Source organism: Oricola sp. (genome assembly GCF_022763245.1).
Taxonomy (GTDB): Bacteria; Pseudomonadota; Alphaproteobacteria; order Rhizobiales; family Rhizobiaceae; genus Oricola.
In genome coordinates this window covers 93,507-117,823 of the sequence record NZ_JALEGV010000043.1, presented here as the reverse complement: position 1 = coordinate 117,823, position 24,317 = coordinate 93,507, and the positions used below count along the sequence as shown (strand labels likewise).

Below are 24,317 nucleotides of genomic sequence, written 5' to 3'. Positions count from 1 at the left end.
GTCGAAATCGAGGTCACCCATCCTGCCTGGCGACATGGAGTGATGCATGCAGGAGTTGATGTTATCCGCGATCTTTCTCGGTGCGGCGCTTCTGTGCGCGCTCGAGCCCGGACCGAATTTCGTTCTGCTTGGCGACGAAACGCTTCGACGCGGCCGCGCGAGCGGTTGGAAAGCGGCGCTCGGCCTTCATGCCGGCGCATGGCCGCATATCATTCTCGCATCCGCAGGTCTGGTGACCCTGCTCCAGCTCGTGCCCGAATTGCTGACGGTGCTGAAATGGATCGCGGCGGCAATGCTTCTCTGGTTCGCGTATCAGACCATCGCGGGCGGCGACACCGTTCCCGGCGGCGAGGCTCCTTCCCCGGCTGCGCGCCAGGGCGCATTCCGGCGCGGCTTCATGCTCGTCCTGCTCAATCCGCGGACATCGTATTTCTTCGCGAGCTTTCCGTTGCTGTTCATCTCGCAGGGCGCTTCGCTCCCCGTCGCCGCCCAGATCCTCGTCCTCGGAGGCCTGACGAACCTCGTCTTCCTGCTGGTGGATATCGCCTTCGTCATGATTGTCGGCAGGGCCGGAGAGGCGTTTGACCTGAACCCGGTTCACCGGCGGCTCGTTCGCTGGCTCGGCGGCGGCCTTCTTGCCGGTTACGCCGCAAGGCTGGCGACCACGCGGGATTAGGCAGACCGGACTTGTCTTGCGGTGCCTGTCGGGCTTATGTCGTGGTGGGCACCGTCCCTTCCGAAAACAGGCATCGCGACACGGCACCGCCCGTGACGCCCGCCGGGTTCAAAGGGACTGACATGACCGATTCCACCGTTTCTCCGCTCCGCTTCGGCCGCATGGCGCCAACGCTCGCCGTCACCGACATGCAGGTCGCGCGCGACTTCTACATCGACGTCCTGGGGTTCGAGATCCGCTTCGAGAACGGCGATCCGGTCGGCTTCATGATCGTGAAGCGCGACGCCGCGGAACTGCATCTGACACTGCAACGGGCGTTCAAGCCGGCCAGTTTCAACGTCGCGCATCTGCTCGTCGAGGGCGTCGATGAACTGCATGCGCGCATCGCCGCCCATGGCTGCCGGATCCTGAAAGGCATCCGCGACAAGGAGTTCGGCCTGCGCGCCTTCGTCTTCGAAGATCCGTTCGGCAACAGGATCGACGTGGGAGAGCCGCTTTGACGGTTCAGGAAAATTGACAGTTCGGCCAGAAAAATACGCTTGCCCTTATAGCTCCCCTCGTCCATCACACCTCGCGAAATCGAAGGACGAGGCGGCCCGATGGCGCGTGACACCACAGACGAAACCCCGATCTCCTCGATAGAGGAGCTCGCGGCCTATCTCGCGACGGGCTGCAAGCCGCCCGAACAGTGGCGCATAGGCACCGAGCACGAGAAATTCCCCTTCTTCGTCGAGGACAACAGCCCGGTGCCCTATGAGGGCGAGCGCTCGATCCGCGCGCTGCTGGAAGGCATGCAGAAGACGCTCGGCTGGTCGCCGATCATGGACGAGGGCCGCATCATCGGCCTTTACGAGCCGACCGGCATGGGGGCGATCTCGCTCGAACCGGGCGGCCAGTTCGAACTGTCGGGCGCGCCGCTGGAAACGATCCACCAGACCTGTCGCGAATCCAACGCCCATCTGGCGCAGCTGCGCCAGATCGCCGATCCGCTCGGCATCAAGTTCCTCGGCCTCGGCGCCAGCCCGAAATGGACGCTCGCCGAAACGCCGCGCATGCCGAAATCGCGCTACGACATCATGCGGGCCTACATGCCCAAGGTCGGCAGCGAAGGCCTGGACATGATGCATCGGACCTCGACCATCCAGGTCAATCTCGATTTCTCGTCCGAAGCCGACATGCGCAAGAAGATGCAGGTGTCCTACCGCCTGCAGCCGATCGCCACGGCGCTGTTTGCCAATTCGCCCTTCACTGACGGCAAGCCGAACGGCCTCGTGTCCTGGCGCGCAGACATCTGGCGCGACACCGACAACAACCGCGCCGGCGTTCTGCCCTTCGTCTTCGCCGACGATTTCGGCTTTATGGACTACACCCAGTGGGTGCTCGACGTGCCGATGTATTTCGTGCTGCGCGAGGGCAAGTATCGCGACTGCACCCATGTGACCTTCCGCCAGTTCATGGACGGCGCGCTGGAGGGCGAGATCCCGGACGCGCGGCCCAATCTCGGCGACTGGACCAACCACCTGTCGACGGTCTTCCCGGAAGTGCGGCTGAAGAAATTCATGGAGATGCGCGGCGCCGACGGCGGTCCGTGGCGGCGCATCTGCGCGCTGCCGGCGCTGTGGGTGGGCCTCACCTATGACGCCGACGCGCTGGAAGCCGCCGACGCGCTGACCCGCGACTGGACCTTCGAGGACGTGCTGGCCGCGCGCAACGCGGTGCCGAAGGAAGGCCTGAAGGCGACCATCCGCGGGCGCAGCGTGCGCGACATCGGCTATGACGTGCTGGGCATCGCCCGGGCCGGGCTTCAGGCGCGTGCCAGGCCGAATTCCGAGGGCTTCGACGAGACCCACTTCCTCGCGCCGCTTGAGGAGATCGTCGCGCGCGGCACCACCGCCGCCGAGCAGATGGTCACCGAATACAATTCGGTGTGGGGCCAATCGATCGATCCGGTCTTCCTCGAATACGCCTATTGAGCAGGCCTTCGGCCCGTTTCGCACCGCATTCTTGACCGGCGTCAACGCGCGCGCCGGGCGCGTCGGGTCAGATGGGCTGTCTTCCCCGATCCGGAGCCGGTCCCATGCTCAATCGTCGCACTGTCCTCGCCGGAGCGGGCGCGGCGGCCGTCGTCGGCGCGGGCGCCTATGCGCTCGCCTCCGATCCCTCGCATGACGCGCTCGCCGGCGAACTGCGCGCACCGCGCGCGCCCGAAGCCGACATCGCCAGCCTCGTTCACTTCGCGACGCTCGCCGCCAACAGTCACAACACCCAGCCCTGGCTCTTCTCGCAGCAGGGCACCGGCATTGCCGTCGCGCCCGACCTGACGCGCGCCACGCCGGCCGCCGACGCCAACAGTCACCATGTCTTCGCCAGCCTCGGCTGCGCGTCGGAAAACCTGGCACTCGCCGCCATGGCCGCCGGCCGGACGGCCGCGATCGATTACGCGGCCGACGACGAGCGGGTAACTGTCGATCTCGGCGCGGACGGTGCCGCGCGCGACCCGCTCTTCGACGCGATCATCGCGCGCCAGTGCACCCGTTCGACCTATGACGGGCGATCCGTCCCGACCGAGGACCTGAAGCGCATCGAGGCCACCGCGCGGATGAGCGGCGCGCGCCTCCGCATCGTCACCGACCGACAGGAGATCGAGCAGGTTCTGGAGATGGTGATCGCCGCCAACACCGCGCAGGTGGGCGACCCGGCCTTCCGCACGGAGTTGAAGCAATGGCTGCGCTTCAGCGCCCGACGTTCGGTCGCAACCCGCGACGGCCTCTATTCGCCGTGTTCGGGCAACCCGGCCATGCCCGACTGGCTGGCCCGAACGGTCTTCGACCTCGTCTTCACGGCCAAGGGCGAGAACGACCGATATGCCGAGCAGGTCCGCTCGTCGGCGGGGCTCGCCATCGTCGTCTCGGATGCCAGCGACAAGGCCCACTGGGTGGAGGCCGGACGCGCCTGCCAGCGTTTCGCGCTGGCCGCGACCGCGCTCGGCATCCGCCACGCCTTCATCAACCAGCCGCTGGAAGTGCCCGCCCTGCGCGGCGATTTCGAACGCTGGATCGGTGCCGACGTGTCGCCCGACCTGATCCTGCGTTTCGGCTACGCGCCGCCGATGCCCTGGTCGCTGAGACGGCCGGTGGAAGACGTTATCGTGTGAGGCCAGCCGTCAGGCCGCGAGGTCCCTCGCCGTCACGATCGTGTCGATCAGCCCCCATTCACGCGCCTCTTTGGGCGTCATGAACCGGTCGCGGTCAAGCGTCCTTTCGACCTCCTCGTAGGTCCGGCCGCAATGCTGCGCGTAGAGGCGGATCATCTGGTCCTTGGTGCGCCGCGTCTCTTCGGCATGGATCAGGATGTCGGAGGCCTGGCCCTGAAATCCACCGAGCGGCTGATGCACATGCAGGCTCGCATTAGGCAGTGCCGCGCGGTGGCCGGGTTCTCCGCCCATCAGCAGGAACGACCCCATTGAGCGCGCCGTGCCCATGCACAGCGTGTGAACGGGAGCCTGGATGAATTGCATCGTGTCATACATGGCAAGGCCGCTGGTCACGACGCCGCCGGGCGAATTGACATACATGTGGATCGGCTTCTTCGGATTGTCGGCTTCCAGGAACAGGAGTTGCGCGCAGACCAGGGCGGCCATCGCGTCATTGACCTCGCCGTTGACGAAGATGATGCGCTCGCGCAGCAGGCGCGAATAGATGTCGAAGGAGCGTTCGCCCCGGCTCGATTGCTCCACCACCACGGGCACGAGCTGCATTGTGTCGCGCATGGCGACCTCCCTTCCTGCCTTGTCGTTCGAAATCGGGCCTCAGGCGGCCAGCCGCATCACCGTACCGTTGCCGTTGGCCGGCACCCGCGCCGCCCCCGCGTCGGTCAGGCGGTGCCGGATGACGAGCCGCGTCCCGCCCTCGCCATTGGGTGAAAGGTCGAATGTCGCGAGGCTCTCCAGATGCGGCGCCTCGTCATCGCGCATGCGGTAGCTCACGCGGACGCCCGGCGTCTCGCTGACCGGTTCGGCGTCGGCGAGCGCGCTGTCGGGCAGCCATTGCGCGCGCAGTTCCGGCACGGTCACCGCGCGCCACACCTTTTCCGGGGGAGCGTCCAGATCGGCCTCGAATTGCAGCACGTCGTCCTTGCCGGCGTCGTCGGTCGTCATTGGTCCATTTCTCCCAGGAGCTTGCGCAGATCGTCGATGCGGTCCGGCCAGAAGGCGCGGTATCTGGCAAACCAGCGGCCGATCGCCTCGATCCCGCGCGGATCGACCGAGTAGTTCACGAAGCGGCCGGCCCGCTCCTCGCGGATCAGCCCGGCACCGCGCAACACGGCGATATGCTGCGAGACGGCCGGCTGGCTGATCCCCATCCCCTCCCGCAACGCCGTCGCATTGCGCGCGCCGGTCGCGAGCTTGGCAAAGAGAGCACGGCGTGTCGGATCGGCCAACGCCTTGAAGATGTCGTCTTCCATGACGATCAGATAAGCATTGACTTATGTGATTCGCAAGCGGAATTTGCGGCGCCGGTTCAGGCGGGTGCTGCCGCTCCAGTCATCCCCGGGTTTGAAGCCTTCTCAGCGGCCGGCCTTGCGCTTCAGCTCCCGGTCCTCGATCGAGACGCGCCACACCACGCCGACGCCCCAGAAGAAGACGCCGAGGCTGGCAAACAGGCCGGGCAGGAAGAGAACGACGAAGAGGCGGTCTGAAATGTCCATGACAATCTCCGGTGCTGCGTTCGCCCCCGGGTAGCAACGGGCGGCTGCCGCCTCATTGACGGCGGTCAAGCGCCGGCGCATTGCCGCGTCCGCCGCGCATGCTATGGTCGTCGTTCCAGATTGGAGGATTCGCCATGATGCCGCTGTTCGACATGTTCACCAACGCCCAGAATGGTGACGCGGTCGCCCAGATGGCGCGGCAGTTCGGAATGAACAACGCGCAGATGGAACAGGCGATCGCCGCGCTGATGCCGGCCTTTTCGACCGGGCTGAAACGCAACGCGTCGGACCCGATGGGCGTCGGGAACTTTCTCCAGGCGCTCGCGACTGGCAATCACGCGAAATATTTCGAGGACATGACGAAGGCCTTCACGCCGGCGGGCGTGAGTGAGGGCAACGGCATTCTCGGCCACCTGTTCGGCTCCAAGGAAGTGTCGCGGGCCGTCGCCGCCCAGGCCGCCGCGGCCACCGGCATCGGCCAGGAAATCCTCAAGCAGATGCTGCCGATCATGGCCTCGACCATGATGGGCGGGCTCTACAAGCAGTCGACCGGGCAGATGAACGCCATGCCGGGTTTCGGCGCGGCGCAGGGCAATGTCATCGGCCAAGTGATCGAGGAGATGATGCGCCAGCAGGCGGAAATGGCGCGGAAGATGCAGCCGCGCGCGCCGGAGCCGGAGCCCGAACCGGCGTTCAACCCGTTCGACAATCCGTTCGGCAAGGCGCTGGAGCAGATGTTCGGCGGCGGCGCGTCAACCCGCAAGTCCGCGCCGCAGCGCAGCCCGACGCCCAATCCGCTGAACCCGATGGACAATCCGTTCGGGCGCATCTTCGCCGACATGATGACCGGCGGTTTCGCGCAGCAGACACGGCAGCCTGAACCCGAACCGGAGCCCGAACCGAAAACGTCCAATCCCTATGGCGACCTGTTCGGCGAGATGTTCGAGACCGGGCGCAAGACGCAGGCGCAATATCAGCGCTCCATGGAGCAGATATTCGACACCTATCTGCAGGGCATGAAGCGGCAGCGCTGAGGCCGCCGCTCCCGTCGATCGATCAGCCGCGCGGTTCCGGCGCACCGGTCGCCATGTTGGTGCCGATGAAGGGCAGGCCCGCTGCCTTCCAGCCGCCGAAGCCGCCTTCCATGTGGGCGATGGTGGTGAAGCCGTTTTCCAGGCACATTCCGCTGACGCGCTTCGAGCGCACGCCCGAACCGCAATAGAAGACGACGGGACGCTTCTCGTTGTCGGGGATGTTCTGCGGCTTAAGGAACGACATCGGAGCCAGCATCGCGCCGTCGACATGCTCGAACATGTACTCGGCCGGCGTGCGCACATCGATCAGAATGATCTCGCCCTTGGCGTAGGCGTCGGCCACTTCCTGCGGCGTCCAGGTTTCAAGCGTGCCGTTGGCGATCGTTTCGGTCTGCATATGCGGGTCCTCGTGGTGGGTCTGGGTCGGGGGCGGCGTCAGGGATGCCGCGATTGTTATATTTGCAATCGCTTATATATAGAGACATCACCGCCGTTTCCAGTGCCGGCGGGCAAAATTCCGCAGCCGCGCCTGCCTTGACCCGGCGGGCAGGCTTGGCGTTACTGGCGCCATGACAGATGCCCGCCCAGTCGCCGATTCTCCGCGCTCCAACGTCGCGGAATATTCCGTTTCGGAAATCTCCTTCGCCCTGAAGCGCACCGTCGAGGACGCGTTCGAGCGGGTGCGCATTCGCGGCGAGATTTCCGGCTATCGCGGACCGCATTCCTCCGGCCACGCCTATTTCACGCTGAAGGACGACAAGGCACGCATCGACGCGGTGATCTGGCGCGGCGCCTTCTCCAAGCTCTCCTTCCTGCCGGAGGAAGGGCTGGAGGTCATCGCCACCGGCAAACTGACGACCTATCCCGGCTCGTCCAAATACCAGATCGTCATCGACAATATCGAACCCGCCGGCGCCGGCGCCCTGATGGCGCTGCTGGAGGAGCGGCGCAAGAAGCTCGCCGCCGAGGGTCTTTTCGATCCGGCGCGCAAGCAGCCCCTGCCCTTCCTGCCGCGCGTCATCGGCGTTGTCACCTCGCCCACCGGCGCCGTGATCCGCGACATCATGCACCGGATCAACGACCGCTATCCGCTACATGTGCTGGTCTGGCCGGTGAGGGTTCAGGGCGAGACCTCGGCCGCCGAAGTGGCGAATGCCGTGCGCGGTTTCAACGCGCTCGACGGGACAGGCGCCATCCCGCGCCCGGACGTGCTGATCGTGGCGCGCGGCGGCGGCAGCCTGGAAGATCTCTGGGGGTTCAACGAGGAGGTCGTGGTGCGCGCCGCAGCCGAATCGATGATCCCGCTGATCTCGGCGGTCGGCCACGAGACCGACTGGACCCTCATCGACCACGCGGCCGATGTCCGCGCACCGACGCCGACGGGCGCCGCCGAGATCGCGGTGCCGGTCAGAGCGGAACTTGAGGCGCAGCTCGCCCAGCTCGGCGCGCGGCTTCAGGCCGGCATCGGGCGGCTGGGCGAGCGCAAGCGCGAAAGCCTGCGCGCCGCTTCGCGCGGCCTGCCCGCACCCGACGGCCTGCTCGCCATGCCGCGGCAGAGTTTCGACGCGCTGGAACGCCGGCTGGGCCAGGGGCTCGGCACGAATGTCACCGCCAAGCGCAGCGCCTATGCGCTCGCGGCGGGCCGGCTCAGCCCCAACCGGCTGAGCGGCCTTCTCGACCGCGACCGCCGGACGCTCGACCGTTTCGACCGCGACCTGCCCCGCGCGCTCAGGGACGTCGCCGGCCGCAAGGGCGAAACCCTGAAGGCGATCGCGATGCGCTTGTCGGTTGCCGGCATCGAACGCCAGCATCGCCAGGGCGAGGAAAAGCTGAAGACGCTGTCCACGCGGCTTGCCCGGGCGATCGACCTGCAGGTCAGCGACGCCCAGAACCGGCTTGAGCAGAAGGCGCGGCTGTTGAAGAGCCTGTCCTATGAAGCGGTGCTGGAGCGGGGCTTCGCGCTGGTGCGCGACGAGAAGGGCCAGCCGGTCAAGCACGCCGCGCAGGTCAAGAAGGGCGAAGCGCTGTCGATCGAATTCGCCGGCCGCGAACGCGTCAACGTCGTCGCCACCGACGGCACGGCCAAAGCCAAACCCGCCAAGCCGGCAAAACCGCAGCGCCAGGGCGACCTTTTCTAGACGAGCGCCGGTTCCGAGAAACGCGGATCGGCCGATGCCGCCCCCGGCGCGCCGGCCTGGGCGACCTTCGCCGCCAGGTCCATCGAGATCAGGGCGTCCAGCGCCAGGTTGAAGCGCGGACGGCGGCGGGCCTTACTGCGCAGCGCCGCAACGTCCCATTCCAGCACCTCGCCTCCCGGCGCCAGTTTCGTGGTCGCGGACGCGCCCTTTCCGGACAGATAGGCGACCTCGCCGATGAAGATGCCGGCCGCGAGCGCGAAACTCTCCCCGCGCTTTTGCGCCATGACCTGCCCGCTCAGGACAAAATAGAGCGTGTCGACCGGCGCGTTCTCGCGCGTCATGACCAGTTCGTCCGAAACGACCGTGCGCTTCGACAGGGCCATCAAGGCGCGAAAATCGCCCGGCGGCAGGACCGAAAACATCGGGTAGATGTCGGCATGCTGCTTCGGGATCGCGAAGCGGGAATTGCGCAGCCACAGCATGAGGAGGCCGACGAGATTGGCGCTGCTGATGCCGAGATTGGTGACGATCGCCGCCCAGAGCGGTTCGCCAACCGCGACATAATAGTACCAGACGTAAAACGCTGAACCGAGCAACAGCATCAGGCGCAACGCGACCTGATTGATGATGAGAAGCGCCAGCATGTAGATCGCGCCGGCGGTCAGAACCAGATAATCAGGAGACATCGAAAGCGTCACGCATACCTCTTCGAACCGGACCACCCTGCGGCAAGCGAATCGCCATTCGCAACCATCCGCCGGACGGAGCAGAAGAAACCATTCGACGGCTCAGGGCAAATCGCGCCGACGGCGCCGCACCGCTCGCCTCAAACGATCACTGTCATTGGGGAAGACCAACCGGGAAAAGGTGGCGAATGGTACGAACGGGTGGATTTGAACCACCGACCTCTGGAGCCACAATCCAGCGCTCTAACCAACTGAGCTACGTCCGCACAGGCAAGCGAGTTACCGGCGCGTGAAATACGCGTTCATCGGCCAGAATGCAAGACCGGATCGGCAGCACAATGACCAAGAATGAGAAAAGGAAAAGGCCGGACGGATCCGGCCTTTCCTGTCTGCGTCATGCCGCGGGGAGGAGGACGCGACATCGCAAGGGGTGTCAGGCAGCCTTGACGGACGCCATCGCCTTTTCGGTCGCGGCCTTCACCGGCGCGGACAGGGCGTCGAAAGCAGCCTTGGAAGCGGTCTGCATTTCCTTGGCCTGGTCGACGGCCATCTCGGTCTGCTTGCGCACGAAAGCGCTCTGGATTTCGAAGGCTTCGGCGAGCGTCTTGACGCCGACGAGCTTTTCGAGATGCGCGAAATTGGCTTCGGCATTGGCGCGCATCGCGTTGATGGCGGTCAGCGATAGCTTGGAGCTCTCGGACTGGGCGGTTTCCATCGTGGTTTCGATGGTCTTCTGGGCTTCTTCCATCGAGGATTTCATGTTTTCATATGCTTCCTTCGAGGACGACAGGCCTTGCTCGGCAAAGGTGCGGAGCTGGTCTGCAAACGGTGCAGCATCCATGGAGGGGAATGCAAACACGTCGGCGGCTTCGGTTTTCGGTGCAGCGGCTTTGGCCATCACAAAAACTCCTTCAAGTTGGGGTGTTAGGGATCTGACGCGTATATAGCACAGTTTTTGTGCAATGCAACATTATATTGCGCTGCACAAAATGCAGGGGTGCCATGCGATAAGGCATTAACTAAACATGGAACTCGAAATGGTAGCCCGCGTTGGCCCGCTAGACGCGCCGACAGCGAAATGGCAATTAAACTTTCATTAACCGCCTTGAACAGGCTCGATCCCAAAGCTTTCGCCAAGAGCAATCCCATGGCTGACGCCAGCACACACTATTCCTTCATCGATATTGCCGCTTGGGACGGCGTGCGCGAGAACTTCCTGTCGGGTCGGCCGATCATGGTGTTCTCCGAAGACTTGCAGTCGCTGCTCTGGGCGAACGGTCCCGCGGCGCACTTGTTCGGCTTCGCTTCGATCGGCGAGTTCGAGGCCCACGGCCCGCAAGGCATGCGCACCGCCCTTCGCCAGCTTGGCACCGCGGCGGCGCGGGTTGCCGGGGGCGGCGAAGCGGCGACCCATCTGCGGGTGACCTCGGGCACGGGCAGCAAGCTCATGCCGACGAACATCTGCGGCATTGAAGGCCGTGGCGGCGCGCGGTGCATCCTGGTGGTCATCGACACCGGCGAAACGGAAATGGCGGAAGACATGGCCGCCCGCGCCGCGATCGCCGGCCTTGCGACGGAAGGTGCAGGGGCGGCCATCGTCGATGACAATGGGGGCCTTGTCGCGGCCGATTCCCTGTTCGCCGGGATCTCCTTTCCCGTCGATGCGATCGGCACGCTGGTGCGCGACGTGCGCGATGAAAAGGACCGGCTCGTCAAGCGGCTGGTGACGCCGCAGCCGGCCGTGCCCGTCGCGGTCGCGATCGCCCGCCTGACCGACACGCCGCCGCGGCATCTCGTCATGGCCGTCAAATCCGCAGAACCGGCAGGCCAAGAACCGGCAGGCCAGCCGGAACCTGAGACCGAAGCGGACGAGGTTGCCGACGTCGCAGTGGTCGAGCCCGCCGACGAACAGGTGGCTTCGCCTGCGGCGAGCGCACCGCCGGCCGCATTGGCCCCTGTCGAAGAGCCCGTGATGCCCGACGAACCGACCGCGCGGGAGGAAACGCAGCCCGAACAGTTGGAGCCGGCCGAAGAGACGTCGACGCCGGCGCAGCCCGCCGTGCCGATCACCGACGAACCGCAGGCCGAGACCGTCACCGAGCCGACGACGGAGGCCGAAGCGGCCTTTGTCGCCGATTTCGACAATGCGCAGGGGCCGGTTCGCTTCGTCTGGAAGACCGACGCCGAGGGACTGTTCACCGACATCTCGCCGGAATTCGCCGCCGCGGTCGGGCCGAATGCGGCCGACATCGTCGGCCGGACATTCGACGAGGTCGCGCGTGTGTTCGAACTCGATCCGACAGGCGAGATCAGCGCGTCGCTGAAGCGCCGTGACACCTGGTCCGGCAAGAGCGTCGTTTGGCCGGTCGAGGGAACCGCCTATCGCGTTCCCGTCGATCTTGCCGCCCTGCCCTCCTACAACCGGCAGCGCGATTTCGAGGGCTATCGCGGGTTCGGCATCGTTCGCATGGGCGAGCGCAGCCCCGATCCGGAAGAGATCGGCCTCGCTCTCGTGCGGCCTCCCGCGCAGCAAGTGGTCGAAGAGACCGAGACCCTGTCTGCGGAGCCCGAGCAACCGACCGTCGTTCAGGAGGTCAGCGAGCCGGTGCAGGACAACCAGCCTCCCGAGGAGGATCCGTTCGGCGGAGAAGTGCCGGCGCTTGCCTCCGCATCGCCCTCGCCGATGCGCCGGGAGAGCGACAAGATCATCGAGTTCAACGTCAAGCGCCGGCCGCGTCCGTCCGGCGAAGCCCTCAATCCCAGCGAACAGGCCGCTTTCCGCCAGATCGGCGACGTCCTGGGCTGGGCGCGGGTGAAGAGCGAAAGCGAAGAGCCGAAACAGACCGACCGGGAGATGCCGGCACAGGCCCATGACGAGGTCATTCGCGAGGAGATCCCGCACGAAGAGATTTCGGACGAGGCGCCCACGCCTGAAATGACGGTTTCCGCAGAGCCTGAGGAAGCGCTGGTCGTGGAGGAAGATCGCCCGACGTCGGAACCCGTGCAGCCCGTGATGGAAGACGCGCCGTCGGCCGAAATTCCCGGCACGGATGACGCCATCGCCGACGATGCGGATGAACCGGAAGTCTTCGATGAGGACGACACCGATCTGGACGAGGACGACGCGCGCACGGACGGCGGACTGAACGCGGCGTTTCTCGACGCGCTGCCGCTGCCGATCCTGATCCACCGCGACGACGAAGCGCTCTATGCCAACGAGGCCTTCGTGGAACTGAGCGGCTATTGCGACGCCGACGCGCTGAACGCCGTCGATGGCATCGAGGCGCTGTTCGACGGCGAGACGGCGGAAGACGGTGTTCTCGCGCTGCGCACCATCGACGGGTCGAGCGTTCCTGTGCGCGCCCGCCTGCAGACCGTGCAATGGCACAGCCGCACGGCGCTGATGTTCGCCTTTGAACCGCAGGCCGAGATGGAGGATGAAGCGGACGAGGAACACCCCTCGGAAGCCGCCGAATTGCGTGCCATTCTCGACACGGCGACCGACGGCGTGGTCGTCCTGTCGCGCGACGGGGTCATCCGCTCGCTCAACGCGTCGGCCTCGGCGCTGTTCGGCTACGCCGATGACGACGTGGAAGGCAAGAGCTTCGGCATCCTGTTCGCCCATGAAAGCCAGGCCGCCGCGCTCGACTATCTCGCCGGGCTCGCCAACAACGGCGTGGCGAGCGTGCTGAACGAGGGACTGGAAGTGCTCGGCCGGGAGAAGAATGGCGGGTTCCTGCCATTGTTCATGACCATCGGCCGGCTCGAGACATCGAACGGGTTCTGCGCGGTGGTGCGCGACATCACCTCCTGGAAGCAGACGGAGCAGGCGCTGCGGGACGCGCAACGCAATGCCGAGCGGGCCTCCTCGCACAAGACGGAGTTCCTTGCGAAGATCAGCCACGAGATCCGCACGCCGCTGAATGCGATCATCGGCTTCTCGGAACTGATGGCGGAGGAACGCTTCGGGCCGATCGGCAACGAGCGCTACAAGGACTATCTCGCCGACATCAACAAGAGCGGCAAATATGTGCTCGACCTCGTCAACGACCTGCTCGACATCTCCAAGATCGAGGCCGGCAAGCAGGAACTCGAATTCGAGAGCGTTTCCCTGAACAAGGCGGTCGAGGAAGCGGTCACCATGGTCCAGCCACAGGCCAATCGCAGCCGCATCATCATCCGGTCCTCGCTCGACGAGGACCTGCCGGAGATCGTCGCCGACGCCCGCAGCCTGAAGCAGATCGTGCTGAACCTTCTGTCCAACTCGGTGCGCTTCACCCATTCCGGCGGGCAGGTGATCGTCAGTTCGAGCTACAATGCGCGCGGCGAGGTCGTCCTGCGCATCAAGGACACCGGCATCGGCATGTCCGCCAAGGAAATCGAGACGGCGCTGCAGCCATTCCAGCAGGTCGCCTCGCTGGGGCGCGCCCGTGGCGACGGAACGGGTCTGGGATTGCCGCTGACCAAGGCGCTGGTGGAAGCGAACCGGGCCGAGTTCGCGATACAGTCCGAGCCGGGACGAGGCACGGCGGTCGAAATCGTCTTCCCGCCGTCGCGCGTGCTGGCCAGCTGACGCGCCTTCGCGTGGCGAGGGCGCAACCGCCCGCCACGCGAACCGGACACAATCCCTGCGGACAAAAGAAAAGGCGCCATGAGGCGCCTTGGAGATGTTTTGCTGGGACTTACGAGGGGCTCGAAACGTAAAATGTTGCCATTTAAAAACCTGTTACGAGTTGATTAACGGCCGCCCCTTAACAAGACCTTAACGCGGCCCCGCGCTGTCATGATCCGACACGCAAAAGTTACGATTGGTTAACACCCGCGCGGGGCGTCGCTCACCCCTGCAGCTCAGGCAAGTCGCGAAACAGCTCCAGCGCCTGCGGATTGGCCAGCGCCTCCTTGTTCTTCACCGGCCGTCCATGCACGACCTCGCGCACGGCCAGTTCGACAATCTTTCCCGATTTGGTGCGCGGAATGTCGGTGACCGCGACGATGCGCGCCGGCACGTGACGGGGCGAGGCGCCGGTCCGGACCTTGGTGCGGATGGCCTTTTGCAGATCGTCATCCAGCGACACGCCGTCGGCGAGGCGCACGAACAGGACGACGCGGACGTCGTTGTCCCATTCCTGGCCGATGCACAGCGCTTCCAGCACTTCCGGCATCTGCTCGACCTGATTGTAGATCTCCGCCGTGCCGATGCGCACGCCACCCGGATTGAGCGTCGCGTCGGAGCGGCCATGGATGATCATGCCGCCGCGCGGCGTCCATTCGGCGAAATCGCCATGGCACCAGACATTGTCGAAACGCTCGAAATAGGCCGCGCGGTACTTGGCGCCGTCCGGGTCGTTCCAGAAACCGATCGGCATGGAGGGAAACGCCTTCGCGCATACGAGCTCGCCCTTTTCGCCGGTGACCGGATGGCCTTCGTCGTTCCACACCTCGACCGCCATGCCGAGCCCTGCCCCCTGGATCTCTCCGGAAAAGACCGGAAGGATCGGGACGCCCAGCACGAAGCAGGACACGATGTCGGTGCCGCCAGAGATCGAGGCGAGATGGACGTCCTGCTTGATGGCGTCATAGACATAAGAGAAGCACTCCGGCGACAGGGGCGAGCCGGTCGACGAGATGACGCGGACCTTCGACAGGTCGTGCGTCTCCATCGGTTTCAGGCCCTCCTTGCGCACGGCGTCGATATATTTCGCCGAGGTGCCGAAATAAGTCATCCCCTCCGCCTGGGCGTAATCGAACAGCACCGTCGGACCCGGCGCGAAGGGCGATCCGTCGAAGAGCAGCAAGGTGGCTTCGCTGGCCAGCGCCGAGACCAGCCAGTTCCACATCATCCAGCCACAGGTCGTGAAGTAGAAGACCCGGTCGCCGGCCTCGATGCCGGCGTGATAGCGATGCTCCTTCACGTGTTGCAGCAAGGTGCCGCCGGCCGAATGGACGATGCATTTCGGGATGCCGGTCGTACCGGAAGAAAACAGGATGTAGAGCGGGTGCGAGAACGGCAGCCGGGTGAACGCGATCGCGCGCGGCTCGATGTGGCGGACCGCAGCGTCCAGGGTCACCGCGCGGTCGATGCCGGCGGCAACCGCGTCGGCCGTTCCCAGATAATCGACGACCAACGCCGCCTTGACCGAAGGCAGGCTTTCCAGCACGGCGTCGATCTTGTCGCCGACCTCGATGCGCTTTCCATTGTACCAGTAGCCGTCGACGGCAACGAAGATGGTCGGTTCGATCTGGCCGAAACGATCGAGCACGCCCTGGGCGCCGAAATCCGGCGAGCAGGAGGACCAGACCGCGCCGATCGACGTGGCCGCCAGCATCGCGGCGATGGTCTCGGGCATGTTCGGCATCATGGCCGCGACACGGTCGCCCGGCTTCAGGCCGACATCGACGAAATATTGCTGCAAGCGCGAAACCAGGGCGTGGAGTTCATCCCAGGAGAGCCGCCGTTCGACCTTGTCCTCGCCGCGAAAGACGATCGCGTCGCCCTCGCCGGTGCGCCGCAGCAGGTTCTCGGCGAAATTCAATCGCGCGTCGGGAAAGAAGGAGGCGCCCGGCATCCGGTCGCCATCGACGAGACCGCGCTCGCCCCTCGTCCCCACGATGCCGCAATCGTCCCAGACGAGCGACCAGAAATCCTCGCGGTTCTCCACGCTCCATCGATGGAAGGACGCATAGTCGGCCGCGGACGCGCCATATTGATCAGCCGCCTTGCGCATGAGTTGCGCGATGCCGGATTGCGTCGCCGCCGTCTCGGCAGGTGTCCACAAGGGTTTCGGCATTGTCGGTTCTGGCGTCGTCATTCTCGTCCCTTCTCGACGTGCTGCGGCGCTCAATTGGCGCGTCATTTTGGTAAAGCGCGGCTCGGCAGGCGGCAAGCCTTGAATTGACCGCACTTCCGTATAGGCTCGCGCCAAAAACCGGGGCAACCGGGCGTTGAAGCGTCTGGGGAAGAGTACGAACGACATGACGGCACGTGTGACACGTATCGGGGCATCGCTTGTTGTGCTCGCTGTCGTCGCGATCCTCGCGCTCTGGGCATTGATGCCCGCCTTCGTGTCGAGCGACCTGGTGCGCACGGCGATCGAGAAAGAATTCGAGGACATCGCCGGCCAGCAGGTCCGCATCGAAGGAAGGGTGGACATCGACCTCTTCCCGACGCCCGTCGCGCGCCTCTACGACCTGCGGTTGCCCGGCGCGACGCCCCTCGAAGGCGAGAAGCCGAACGACCTGCTCTTCGTCGAAAGCGCCGTGGTCTCCATTCCCTTCTCCAGCCTGCTCGCCCGCCAGCCGGAATTCTCGCAATTCCGTCTCATCCGGCCCGCGATGCGCGTGCTCGTCGACGACAAGGGCCGGATCGACATCGCCGCGATCGGCGGCCGTCTCGGGCGCGAGATCGCCCGCGAGAAGCAGACCGGCGAGGCCTCAAGCGCCGATCCGGCCGCGGAGGAAACGGCTGTCGAACCCGGCCGCGCGCGGTTCGGAACCGTCACGATCGAGAACGGGACGGTCGATTTCGTCGGCCCGGACGGACAGGCGCGCGAGCGCATCACGGCGCTCAACGGCGCGATTTCCTGGCCGCGGCTCGACGAGAAGCTGAGCGCCTCGCTCAAAGGGATCTGGCGCGGCACGGCGTTCGAACAGAAGACCGAGATCGACCGGGCACTGCAGTTCCTCACCGGCCAGACCGTCACGGTGCGGCAGGATTTTACGAGCGATGTCCTGACCTACGCCTTCAATGGCCAGCTCGGCGTGGGCGAGACGCAGTTCGCCGAGGGGCGCATTTCGCTGAGCACGCCGACCGTGCGCCAGGCGCTCGACTGGCTTGGGACCGGCATTCGGACCGGCGGCGCGGCCGGCAAGCTGAGCCTGAGCGCGAATGTGCGTGGCGACATGAAGAAACTGCGGTTCGACAACCTGAACGTCGCCTTGCAGGACAGCGCCGGAACCGGTGTCCTCGAACTCGCCTTCCGCGACGATTTCAAGCCGTCGGTGACCGCCACGCTGGATTTCCAGGCGATGGACATCTCGGCGTTCCTCTCCGCCTTCACCGGCATGCCTCGCACGCGGGAGGCCCTCGCCGAACCGGCTTCCGCCGACATTCTCAACCAGATGGATGTCGATCTGCGGCTTTCCGCCGCGACGGCGTCGTTCGGCGCCCTGCGCTTCACGGACATCGCCGCGGTCGCGCAGATACGCGGCGGCGACGCCCTGTTCGAGCTGGCCGACGCGACCGCTTACGGCGGACGCTGGCAGGCGCATCTGAAACTGACGCCGCAGGCCGGGACGATCTCCGGCGCGGCGCGTCTCGCGATCACCGACGTCAATGGCGGCGCGGTCGCCGACGCGCTGCAGGTGACCGGGCTCATGCCGCGGGGCACGACCACCGGCACGCTGGACGTCAGCGCGCCGATCGGGCGATGGCGCGACCTGTTCGAGCGCGGCGACGGCAGGATGCAGATGAGCGTCACCGCCGGCGCATTCGACGGCGTCGCCTTCAGCAGTTTCGGAAGCGACGCCGGAACCCAGTCGTTCTTCCGCCTGCGCGACGCCACGCGCACGAGCGAAGTCTTCGACCGTCTCGACGTCACCGCCATGATCCGCGACGGCGTGATCGTCATCGAGGACGGCTCGCTGCGCTATCCGACGGGCACCGTTCAGTTGAGCGGCATCATCCCCTACGGCACGGCCAGCCTTGCGTTGACGACGATGGCGGCGCCGACGCTGGAGACCGTCGGACCGGCGCCTGCCGTACAGCATTTCATCGGCGGTTCGTGGGACAATCCCTATGCCGTCCCCGTCTTGCCGGCGGGCGAAGACCGTTAATGGGCGGTTAACAACAAAGTGCGGGTTTTAAAGAGTTTTTAGGCGTTTCGACCCTAGATTGCCGGCATCGTTTGCTGGGTCCGGGTTTCGTGTTTCACTTTTTGTCGATGATCGTGAAGATTGCGCTGGCGTCGCTTCTGTGCGGCGCGCTGCTTTCGGCCTTCGACATGTCGGCGGCGGAAGTGCTGGCGAAAGTGGGGATGACGCCTGAGCACGTGCTGGAACTCATGCAAAAGGCGCTTGCCTGGGCGCTGCCCAACATGGTGCTCGGCGCGATGATCATCGTGCCGCTCTGGATCATCGCCTACATGCTGCGGCCGCCTCGGCGCAGCTAGGCCTGCCTCACACCCTGTCGTCTTGCATGGCGCGGCGCTTGTTCAGGAGCGCCGCAATGATGACCCCGGTCGTCACGATGCCGATCAGGATGGTGCAGACCGCGTTGATCTCCGGCGTGACGCCGAGCCGCACCTGGCTGTAGATCTTCATCGGCAGCGTCGTCGCGCCCGGCCCGGAGGTGAAGGAAGCGATGACGAGGTCGTCCAGCGACAGGGTGAAGGCGAGCATCCAGCCGGAGATCACGGCCGGGAAGATCACCGGCAGCGTCACCTTCATGAAGGCCTGGAAGGGCGGACAGCCGAGATCCTGCGCGGCTTCCTCCAGCGACTTGTCGAAGCTGACGAGCCGCGACTGGACGACGACCGCGACGAAGCACAGCGAGAAGGTGATGTGCGCGAGCGTCACGGTCCAGAATCCGCGCGCGAAGTCGATCGCCACGAAGAGCAGCAGCAGCGACAGGCCGGTGATCACCTCGGGCATGACCAGCGGCGCATAGACCATGCCGGTGAACAGGGTTCGGCCGCGAAACCGCGTGAAACGGACGAGCGAGACGGCGGCGAGCGTGCCCAGCACCGTCGCGACGCTGGCAGAGATGAAGGCGACACGCACCGTCACCCAGGCCGCGTCGAGAATGCTCTCGTTGCGGAACAGTTCGCCATACCACTTGGTCGAGAAGCCGGCCCAGACCGTGACCAGACGCGATTCGTTGAAGGAATAGATGACCAGAAGGACGATCGGCAGGTAGAGGAACGCGAAGCCGAAGACGACCGAGGTGATGTTGAACCAGGACCAGCGCCCACTCATCGGCCGGCCTCCGTCGCCCGCGCCTGGGCGTTCTGGAACCAGACGATGGGCACGACCAGCACGATCAGGAGGATCATCGCGATCGCCGAAGCGACGGTCCAGTCACTGTTGTTGAAGAACTCGATCCACAAGGTCTTGCCGATCATCAGCGTGCCCGAACCGCCGAGCAGGTCGGGAATGACGAACTCGCCGACGGCCGGAATGAAGACGAGCAGGCAGCCCGCGAGGACGCCCGGGACCGCAAGGCGCGCGGTGACCTTCCAGAAGGCGGCGATGCGCGTGCAGCCGAGGTCGCGCGCGGCCTCGACGAGGGATTCGTCCATCTTCTCCAGCGTCGAATAGATCGGCAGCACCATGAAGGGCAGGTAGGAATAGACGATGCCGATGAAGACCGCCTTGTTGGTCGACAGGATCTCCAGCGGCGCGTCGATCACGCCCAGCCAGAGCAGGAACTGGTTGAGCAGCCCCTCCCGCTTGAGGATGCCGATCCAGGCGTAGACGCGGATCAGGAACGACGTCCAGAAGGGCAGGATGACCATCATCAGCAGGATCGGACGCAGGTTTTCCGGCGCGCGCGCCATGCCATAGGCCAAGGGAAAGCCGATCAGGAGCGTCAGGATGGTCGAGACGAAGGCGATGTAGAGGCTGGAGAGGTAGGAATTGATGTAGAGCTTGTCGCCGGCCAGGAACGCGAAGTTCTCGAAATCGAGCCGGGACAGTTTCTCGCTGATCACCTCCCAGCCATCTGAAAAGCTGAATTGTGGCGCATAGGGCGGCTGGCCGTATTCGAGATCGGAGAGCGCGATGCGCAGGACGATCAGGAAGGGCAGCAGGAAGAAGAACAGCAGCCAGAAATAGGGGATCAGGATGACGAGGCGGTTGGTGACGGCGCGCAGCATGGTCCTCACCGATCCAGGACGACGCCGGCATCGGCGGAAAACGACAGCCAGATGCGTTCCTCGTAGCCGATCGGATCATCGACCAGGCGCGAGTGATTGATCATCGCCGCCTGGACGACGCTGCCGGAATCGAGGCGGACGTTGATGATGGTCATGTCGCCGAGATAGGCGACGTCCCAGACCTCGCCCTGCACGGCGTTTTCGGTGTCGGTCGGCTTCTCGCGGCTGACGCGCATCTTTTCCGGACGGATCGCGAACCAGACCGTCTTGCCCTGCGCCGGGCCCTGGCCGCGGACGGCTCCGGTGAAGCGGCCGTCGCGGCCCTCGATGGTGACATGGCCGTCGTCGGACGCCACGACCTGGCCTTCCAGCACGTTCACCGAACCGATGAAATCGGCGACATAGCGCGAATTGGGCGCCTCGTAGATTTCGGCCGGCGTGCCGGTCTGGGCGATGATACCCTTGTCCATCACGGCAATGCGATCCGACATCGTCATCGCCTCTTCCTGGTCGTGGGTCACGATCATGAAGGTGAGGCCGAGTTCCTGCTGCAGGTCCATCAGTTCGAACTGGGTTTCCTCGCGCAGCTTCTTGTCGAGCGCGCCGAGCGGTTCGTCGAGGATCAGGAGCTTCGGCCGCTTGGCGACGGCGCGGGCGAGCGCGACGCGCTGGCGCTGGCCGCCCGAAAGCTGGTGCGGCTTGCGCTTGGCGAATTCCTCCAGCTTCACGAGCTTGAGCATTTGGGCGACGCGTTCGTCGCGCGCGCTCTTTTCCATCCCGTCCTGCTTGAGGCCGAACGCGATGTTGTCGGCGACGCTCATATGCGGGAACAGCGCGTAGGACTGGAACATCATGTTGACCGGCCGCTTGTGCGGCGGCACGCCCTTCAGCGGCTGGCCATCGAGATAGAGTTCGCCCTCGGTCGGCTCCTCGAAGCCGGCAAGCATGCGCAGCAGCGTGGTCTTGCCGCAGCCGGACGGGCCGAGCAGAGAGAAGAATTCGCGCTCGTAGACATCGAGCGAGAGATTGTCGACGGCGGTGAAATCGCCGAAACGCTTGGTGACGTTCCTGAAGGAAATATAGGGCTTGGCGTCGGGGTCGCTCCACGGCGCGAAGGAACGTCGGATGCTTCCAAGCGATGGCATGAGTGTCCCCTACCCTTCCCCGAATGTGAAACGACCCCGGCGCTCGAAGCGTCGGGGTCGATCGTGTCCTACTGGCCCGATTTCACCGCCGTCCATGCGCGGTTGAGGATCCGCTTCTGACGGGCATCGTCGGGCGAGACCGTGTAGAGGCGCGAAACGGTGTCGTCATCCGGATAGATCGCCGGATCGCCGATCACGTCCTCCTCGAGGAATTCCTTCGAGGCGCCGTTTCCGTTGGCGTAATAGACGTAGTTCGACGCCTTCGCCATGACCTCGGGACGCATGATGTAATCGAGGAATTCATGCGCTTCCTCGACATGCTGGGCGTCAGACGGGATCGCCATATTGTCGAACCACATCAGCGCGCCTTCCTTGGGGATGATGTATTCGACCGTCACGCCGGCATCGGCTTCCGCCGCGCGATCGCGCGCCTGCAGGATGTCGCCCGACCAGCCGACGGCCAGACAGATGTCGCCATTGGCGAGCGCGTTGATGTATTCCGACGAGTGGTATTTGCGCACATTGGGCCGGACCGCCAGCAGCAGGTCCTTCGCCTTGTCGATCGATTCCTGATCCTTCAGGTCCGGATCCATGCCCAGGTAGTTGAGCGCGGCCGGGACCATCTCGGTCGGCGCGTCGAGCATGAAGATGCCGCAATCCTCGAGCTTCGACACGGTGTCGAGGTCGAAGACGAGATCCCAGGTGTTGAGTTCGGCGTCCTCGCCGAGGCGTTCCTTGACCATGTCGACATTGATGCCGATGCCGGTGGTGCCCCACATGTAGTTGATCGCGTATTCATTGCCCGGATCGTATTTTTCCAGGCGCTCGGAGATGGCCGGATCCATGTTTGCCAGGTTCGGCAGCTTGGACTTGTCCAGCTTCTGGAAGACGCCGGCCTTGATCTGGTTGGCGAGGAAGGTGCCGGTCGGGACGACGATGTCGTAGCCGGTGGAGCCAGCCAGAAGCTTGGTCTCCAGAACCTCGTTGGAATCGAACACGTCGTAGACGACCTTGATGCCGGTCTCCGCCGTGAACTCCTCGAGGATGGATTCGTCGATATAGTCGGACCAGTTGTAGATGTTGACGACGCGATCCTGCGCGGCGGCCGACACGGTCAGTGTGGCCAGGGCCGCGGCAGTCGCGAAGAGCCGTTTCGTGAACTTCATTTGGCATACTCCCTGAGGCTTGGTTATCGGGCGAAACACAGCGTTCCGTCCTGCAAGTCCGGCCCGAAGACTATTGACGATTTTGCGGACGCACAAGGATTTTCCAATCTCGCGACCTGCCGAAAATAGTGGCAATCCGTTGCCGCCGATCAAAGGTATGTGGTGCGTTCGAGCGGCGTGATTTCCGCCCAGAACGCTAGGATTTCCGCGCGTTTGAGATCCTTGTAGATCTTCGCCAGCTCGGGCCCGAGGGCACGGTCGCAGAACTGGCCGGACTGGGTGAGCTGCAGCGCCTCGTCCATGTCGTCGGGCAGCATCTTGGCTCCGCTGTCGTCATAGGCGTTGCCCGTCACCGGGGGCGGCGGCGTGTCCAGTTTCTCCAGCCCCTCCATCATCGCCTGCAATATGGCGCAGAGCACGATATAGGGGTTGGCGTCGGCGCCGGCGATGCGGTGTTCGATGCGGCGGTTGGCGTCCGTGGAAGCCGGAATGCGCAGCGCCACGGAGCGGTTGTTTTCCGCCCAGACCGCCCGGGTCGGGGCGTAGGAGCCGGGCTGGATGCGGCGAAAACCGTTCCAGCTGTTGATGAACAGCAGCAGCCCCTGCGGCATTGTGCGGATGAGTTCGGCGATGGCGCCGCCGAGATTGGTCTGGCCCGCCTCGCCCGCGAAGATGTTGGCGCCGCTCTCGTCGAGGATCGAGGCGTGCACATGCATGCCGTTGCCGGCATATTCGATGAAGGGCTTGGCCATGAAGGTGGCCTGCAGGCGGTGCTTGCGGGCGCAGCCGAAAACGATGCGGCGCAGCATGATCACGTCGTCGGCGGCGCGCAGCGGATCGCAGCGATGCTTCAGATTGACCTCGAACTGGCCGGGGGCCGCTTCCTTGACGATCGTGTCGATCGGCAGGCCCTGGGCGTCGGCCGCGTTGCGGATGTCATCGAAGAGGCCGCCATATTCGGCGAGATCGTCGAGGCCGTACATGCGCTGGCGGTCGGGACCGGAGGAGGCGCCGACCGGCGCCGGCATGCCGTCGTCCCAGTCGGTGCCGGGTTCCAGCAGGTAGAATTCGAGTTCGAAGGCCGTCACCGGATAGAGGCCGCGCTTGGCCAGCGCCTTGGTGATGCGGGCCAGCGCGTTGCGGCAATCGAAGCGCAGCGGCTCGCCTTCCGGCGTGAAGCCGCGCAGCAGCACCTGCGCCGTCGGGCGGTTGGCCCAGGGCACGCGGCTGAGCGTGCCCGGCACGGCACGGAAATAACCGTCGCGATCGCCCGTCTCGATGTGCAATCCGGTCTCGGCGACCTCGCGCCCCCAGATGTCGAGGCCGTGGATCGACATCGGGAAATTGACGCCTTCCTGGAACGCCTTCTTCAGGCTGTCGGCCGGGGCCCATTTGCCGCGCATCACGCCGTTCGGATCGACCAGCAGGAACTCCACCGCCTGCAAATCGGGATTTGCGGCCATGAAGGCTTCATATTCTTCAATTGTCGGGAGAGCGTCGAAGGTCGCTTGTTCAGCGGGAGAGGCAGAGGACAAATTTGCACCAAAGTGCTGTTGGCGTTGCAGGCAGATTGGCGCGCGCCGTCTTCGATTGTCAACTCACGCGGCATCTTGCTTCTGCAAGCCGGCAGGCTCATTCGGCTGGGCATGGGTGGTGGTGCCGCCCGCTTCCGCTCCCTAGGCGGGGCAAGCGGATGCGGCCGACCAGCCTGAAGGGCGCCAGGATCCAGGACGGAACCGGACGGGCGTGCCGCTCGTAATAGGCGTCCTCCTCCTGGCGGCTCATGGATCGGACGGGGCGGGGCGGCACGATCATCACGGGAAGCGGATAGGTCATTTCACGGCTCTCGGGCTGTTTTCATTTCACGAATGAAATATACTGAGCGCCGATCGCC

Annotated in this window: 23 protein-coding genes and 1 tRNA gene; 9 read left to right on the top strand and 15 right to left on the bottom strand. The window is 64.9% G+C overall.

Going from position 1 to position 24,317, the window contains the following annotated elements:
* The first annotated feature begins 46 nt into the window (after positions 1-46).
* From MRY80_RS25845 to MRY80_RS25830, 4 genes are all read left to right on the top strand, one after another.
* Entirely contained in the window at positions 47-676 is a 630-nt protein-coding gene (locus MRY80_RS25845; protein ID WP_293294555.1) for a LysE family translocator, read from the top strand.
* Between the two features lie 122 nt (positions 677-798).
* Positions 799-1,176 carry a glyoxalase superfamily protein gene (locus MRY80_RS25840; protein WP_293294554.1) on the top strand — a complete coding sequence of 126 codons (378 nt, stop codon included), beginning with the start codon at positions 799-801 and terminating at the stop codon, positions 1,174-1,176.
* Between the two features lie 99 nt (positions 1,177-1,275).
* A complete protein-coding gene (locus MRY80_RS25835) occupies positions 1,276-2,649 on the top strand; it encodes a glutamate--cysteine ligase (protein ID WP_293294553.1) in 1,374 nt (457 codons plus the stop codon).
* Between the two features lie 104 nt (positions 2,650-2,753).
* Positions 2,754-3,830, top strand: a complete 1,077-nt coding sequence (locus tag MRY80_RS25830; protein ID WP_293294552.1) for a nitroreductase family protein — start codon at positions 2,754-2,756, stop codon at positions 3,828-3,830.
* Positions 3,831-3,839: 9 nt separating this feature from the next.
* Here the strand turns inward: MRY80_RS25830 and MRY80_RS25825 are convergent, their stop codons facing one another.
* From MRY80_RS25825 to MRY80_RS25810, 4 genes are all read right to left on the bottom strand, one after another.
* On the bottom strand, positions 3,840-4,445 hold the full coding sequence (locus tag MRY80_RS25825; RefSeq protein WP_293294551.1) for an ATP-dependent Clp protease proteolytic subunit: 606 nt from the start codon (positions 4,443-4,445) through the stop codon (positions 3,840-3,842).
* A gap of 39 nt (positions 4,446-4,484) precedes the next feature.
* A complete protein-coding gene (locus MRY80_RS25820) occupies positions 4,485-4,832 on the bottom strand; it encodes an SRPBCC domain-containing protein (RefSeq protein ID WP_293294550.1) in 348 nt (115 codons plus the stop codon).
* Positions 4,829-5,140 carry a metalloregulator ArsR/SmtB family transcription factor gene (locus MRY80_RS25815; RefSeq protein WP_293294549.1) on the bottom strand — a complete coding sequence of 104 codons (312 nt, stop codon included), beginning with the start codon at positions 5,138-5,140 and terminating at the stop codon, positions 4,829-4,831. The genes MRY80_RS25820 and MRY80_RS25815 overlap by 4 nt, the downstream gene beginning before the upstream one ends.
* 102 nt (positions 5,141-5,242) lie before the next feature.
* Positions 5,243-5,383 (bottom strand): hypothetical protein, encoded by a 141-nt coding sequence (locus MRY80_RS25810; protein WP_293294548.1) that lies wholly within the window; start codon positions 5,381-5,383, stop codon positions 5,243-5,245.
* A gap of 134 nt (positions 5,384-5,517) precedes the next feature.
* Between MRY80_RS25810 and MRY80_RS25805 the strand changes: the two genes are divergently transcribed.
* Positions 5,518-6,417: a DUF937 domain-containing protein gene (locus MRY80_RS25805; protein WP_293294547.1), complete on the top strand. Its 900-nt coding sequence runs from the start codon at positions 5,518-5,520 to the stop codon at positions 6,415-6,417.
* Positions 6,418-6,439: 22 nt separating this feature from the next.
* Here the strand turns inward: MRY80_RS25805 and MRY80_RS25800 are convergent, their stop codons facing one another.
* Positions 6,440-6,814: a rhodanese-like domain-containing protein gene (locus tag MRY80_RS25800; protein ID WP_293294545.1), complete on the bottom strand. Its 375-nt coding sequence runs from the start codon at positions 6,812-6,814 to the stop codon at positions 6,440-6,442.
* A 172-nt stretch (positions 6,815-6,986) separates the two neighbouring features.
* Between MRY80_RS25800 and xseA the strand changes: the two genes are divergently transcribed.
* Positions 6,987-8,555, top strand: a complete 1,569-nt coding sequence (gene xseA / locus MRY80_RS25795; protein ID WP_293294544.1) for an exodeoxyribonuclease VII large subunit — start codon at positions 6,987-6,989, stop codon at positions 8,553-8,555.
* Here the strand turns inward: xseA and MRY80_RS25790 are convergent.
* The 3 genes from MRY80_RS25790 to MRY80_RS25780 form a co-directional block, all read right to left on the bottom strand.
* Positions 8,552-9,241, bottom strand: a complete 690-nt coding sequence (locus MRY80_RS25790) for a cyclic nucleotide-binding domain-containing protein (protein ID WP_293294542.1) — start codon at positions 9,239-9,241, stop codon at positions 8,552-8,554. The two genes, xseA and MRY80_RS25790, sit on opposite strands and share 4 nt — an antisense overlap.
* 189 nt (positions 9,242-9,430) lie before the next feature.
* Positions 9,431-9,507: transfer RNA gene (locus MRY80_RS25785), tRNA-His, on the bottom strand.
* Positions 9,508-9,674: 167 nt separating this feature from the next.
* A complete protein-coding gene (locus tag MRY80_RS25780; RefSeq protein WP_293294541.1) occupies positions 9,675-10,139 on the bottom strand; it encodes a phasin family protein in 465 nt (154 codons plus the stop codon).
* A gap of 249 nt (positions 10,140-10,388) precedes the next feature.
* Between MRY80_RS25780 and MRY80_RS25775 the strand changes: the two genes are divergently transcribed.
* Entirely contained in the window at positions 10,389-13,814 is a 3,426-nt protein-coding gene (locus MRY80_RS25775; protein ID WP_293294540.1) for a PAS domain S-box protein, read from the top strand.
* Between the two features lie 262 nt (positions 13,815-14,076).
* Here MRY80_RS25775 and MRY80_RS25770 read toward each other — a convergent pair whose 3' ends face one another.
* A complete protein-coding gene (locus MRY80_RS25770; protein ID WP_293294539.1) occupies positions 14,077-16,050 on the bottom strand; it encodes an acetoacetate--CoA ligase in 1,974 nt (657 codons plus the stop codon).
* Positions 16,051-16,213: 163 nt separating this feature from the next.
* Between MRY80_RS25770 and MRY80_RS25765 the strand changes: the two genes are divergently transcribed.
* A complete protein-coding gene (locus MRY80_RS25765; RefSeq protein WP_293294538.1) occupies positions 16,214-18,073 on the top strand; it encodes an AsmA-like C-terminal region-containing protein in 1,860 nt (619 codons plus the stop codon).
* 89 nt (positions 18,074-18,162) lie between these two features.
* Positions 18,163-18,408, top strand: coding sequence for a DUF6460 domain-containing protein (locus MRY80_RS25760; protein ID WP_293294537.1), 246 nt, complete (start codon positions 18,163-18,165; stop codon positions 18,406-18,408).
* 7 nt (positions 18,409-18,415) lie between these two features.
* Here the strand turns inward: MRY80_RS25760 and MRY80_RS25755 are convergent, their stop codons facing one another.
* The 6 genes from MRY80_RS25755 to MRY80_RS25730 all read right to left on the bottom strand — a co-directional run bounded on the left by MRY80_RS25755 (position 18,416) and on the right by MRY80_RS25730 (position 24,259).
* Positions 18,416-19,213, bottom strand: a complete 798-nt coding sequence (locus tag MRY80_RS25755) for an ABC transporter permease (RefSeq protein WP_293294536.1) — start codon at positions 19,211-19,213, stop codon at positions 18,416-18,418.
* Positions 19,210-20,112: an ABC transporter permease subunit gene (locus MRY80_RS25750; RefSeq protein WP_293294534.1), complete on the bottom strand. Its 903-nt coding sequence runs from the start codon at positions 20,110-20,112 to the stop codon at positions 19,210-19,212. The genes MRY80_RS25755 and MRY80_RS25750 overlap by 4 nt, the downstream gene beginning before the upstream one ends.
* 5 nt (positions 20,113-20,117) lie before the next feature.
* Positions 20,118-21,257: an ABC transporter ATP-binding protein gene (locus MRY80_RS25745; RefSeq protein ID WP_293294532.1), complete on the bottom strand. Its 1,140-nt coding sequence runs from the start codon at positions 21,255-21,257 to the stop codon at positions 20,118-20,120.
* 68 nt (positions 21,258-21,325) lie between these two features.
* Positions 21,326-22,423, bottom strand: a complete 1,098-nt coding sequence (locus tag MRY80_RS25740) for a polyamine ABC transporter substrate-binding protein (protein ID WP_293294530.1) — start codon at positions 22,421-22,423, stop codon at positions 21,326-21,328.
* 149 nt (positions 22,424-22,572) lie between these two features.
* Positions 22,573-23,886, bottom strand: coding sequence for a glutamine synthetase family protein (locus MRY80_RS25735; RefSeq protein ID WP_293294528.1), 1,314 nt, complete (start codon positions 23,884-23,886; stop codon positions 22,573-22,575).
* Between the two features lie 169 nt (positions 23,887-24,055).
* Positions 24,056-24,259: a hypothetical protein gene (locus MRY80_RS25730; RefSeq protein WP_293294526.1), complete on the bottom strand. Its 204-nt coding sequence runs from the start codon at positions 24,257-24,259 to the stop codon at positions 24,056-24,058.
* Positions 24,260-24,317 lie beyond the last annotated feature (58 nt).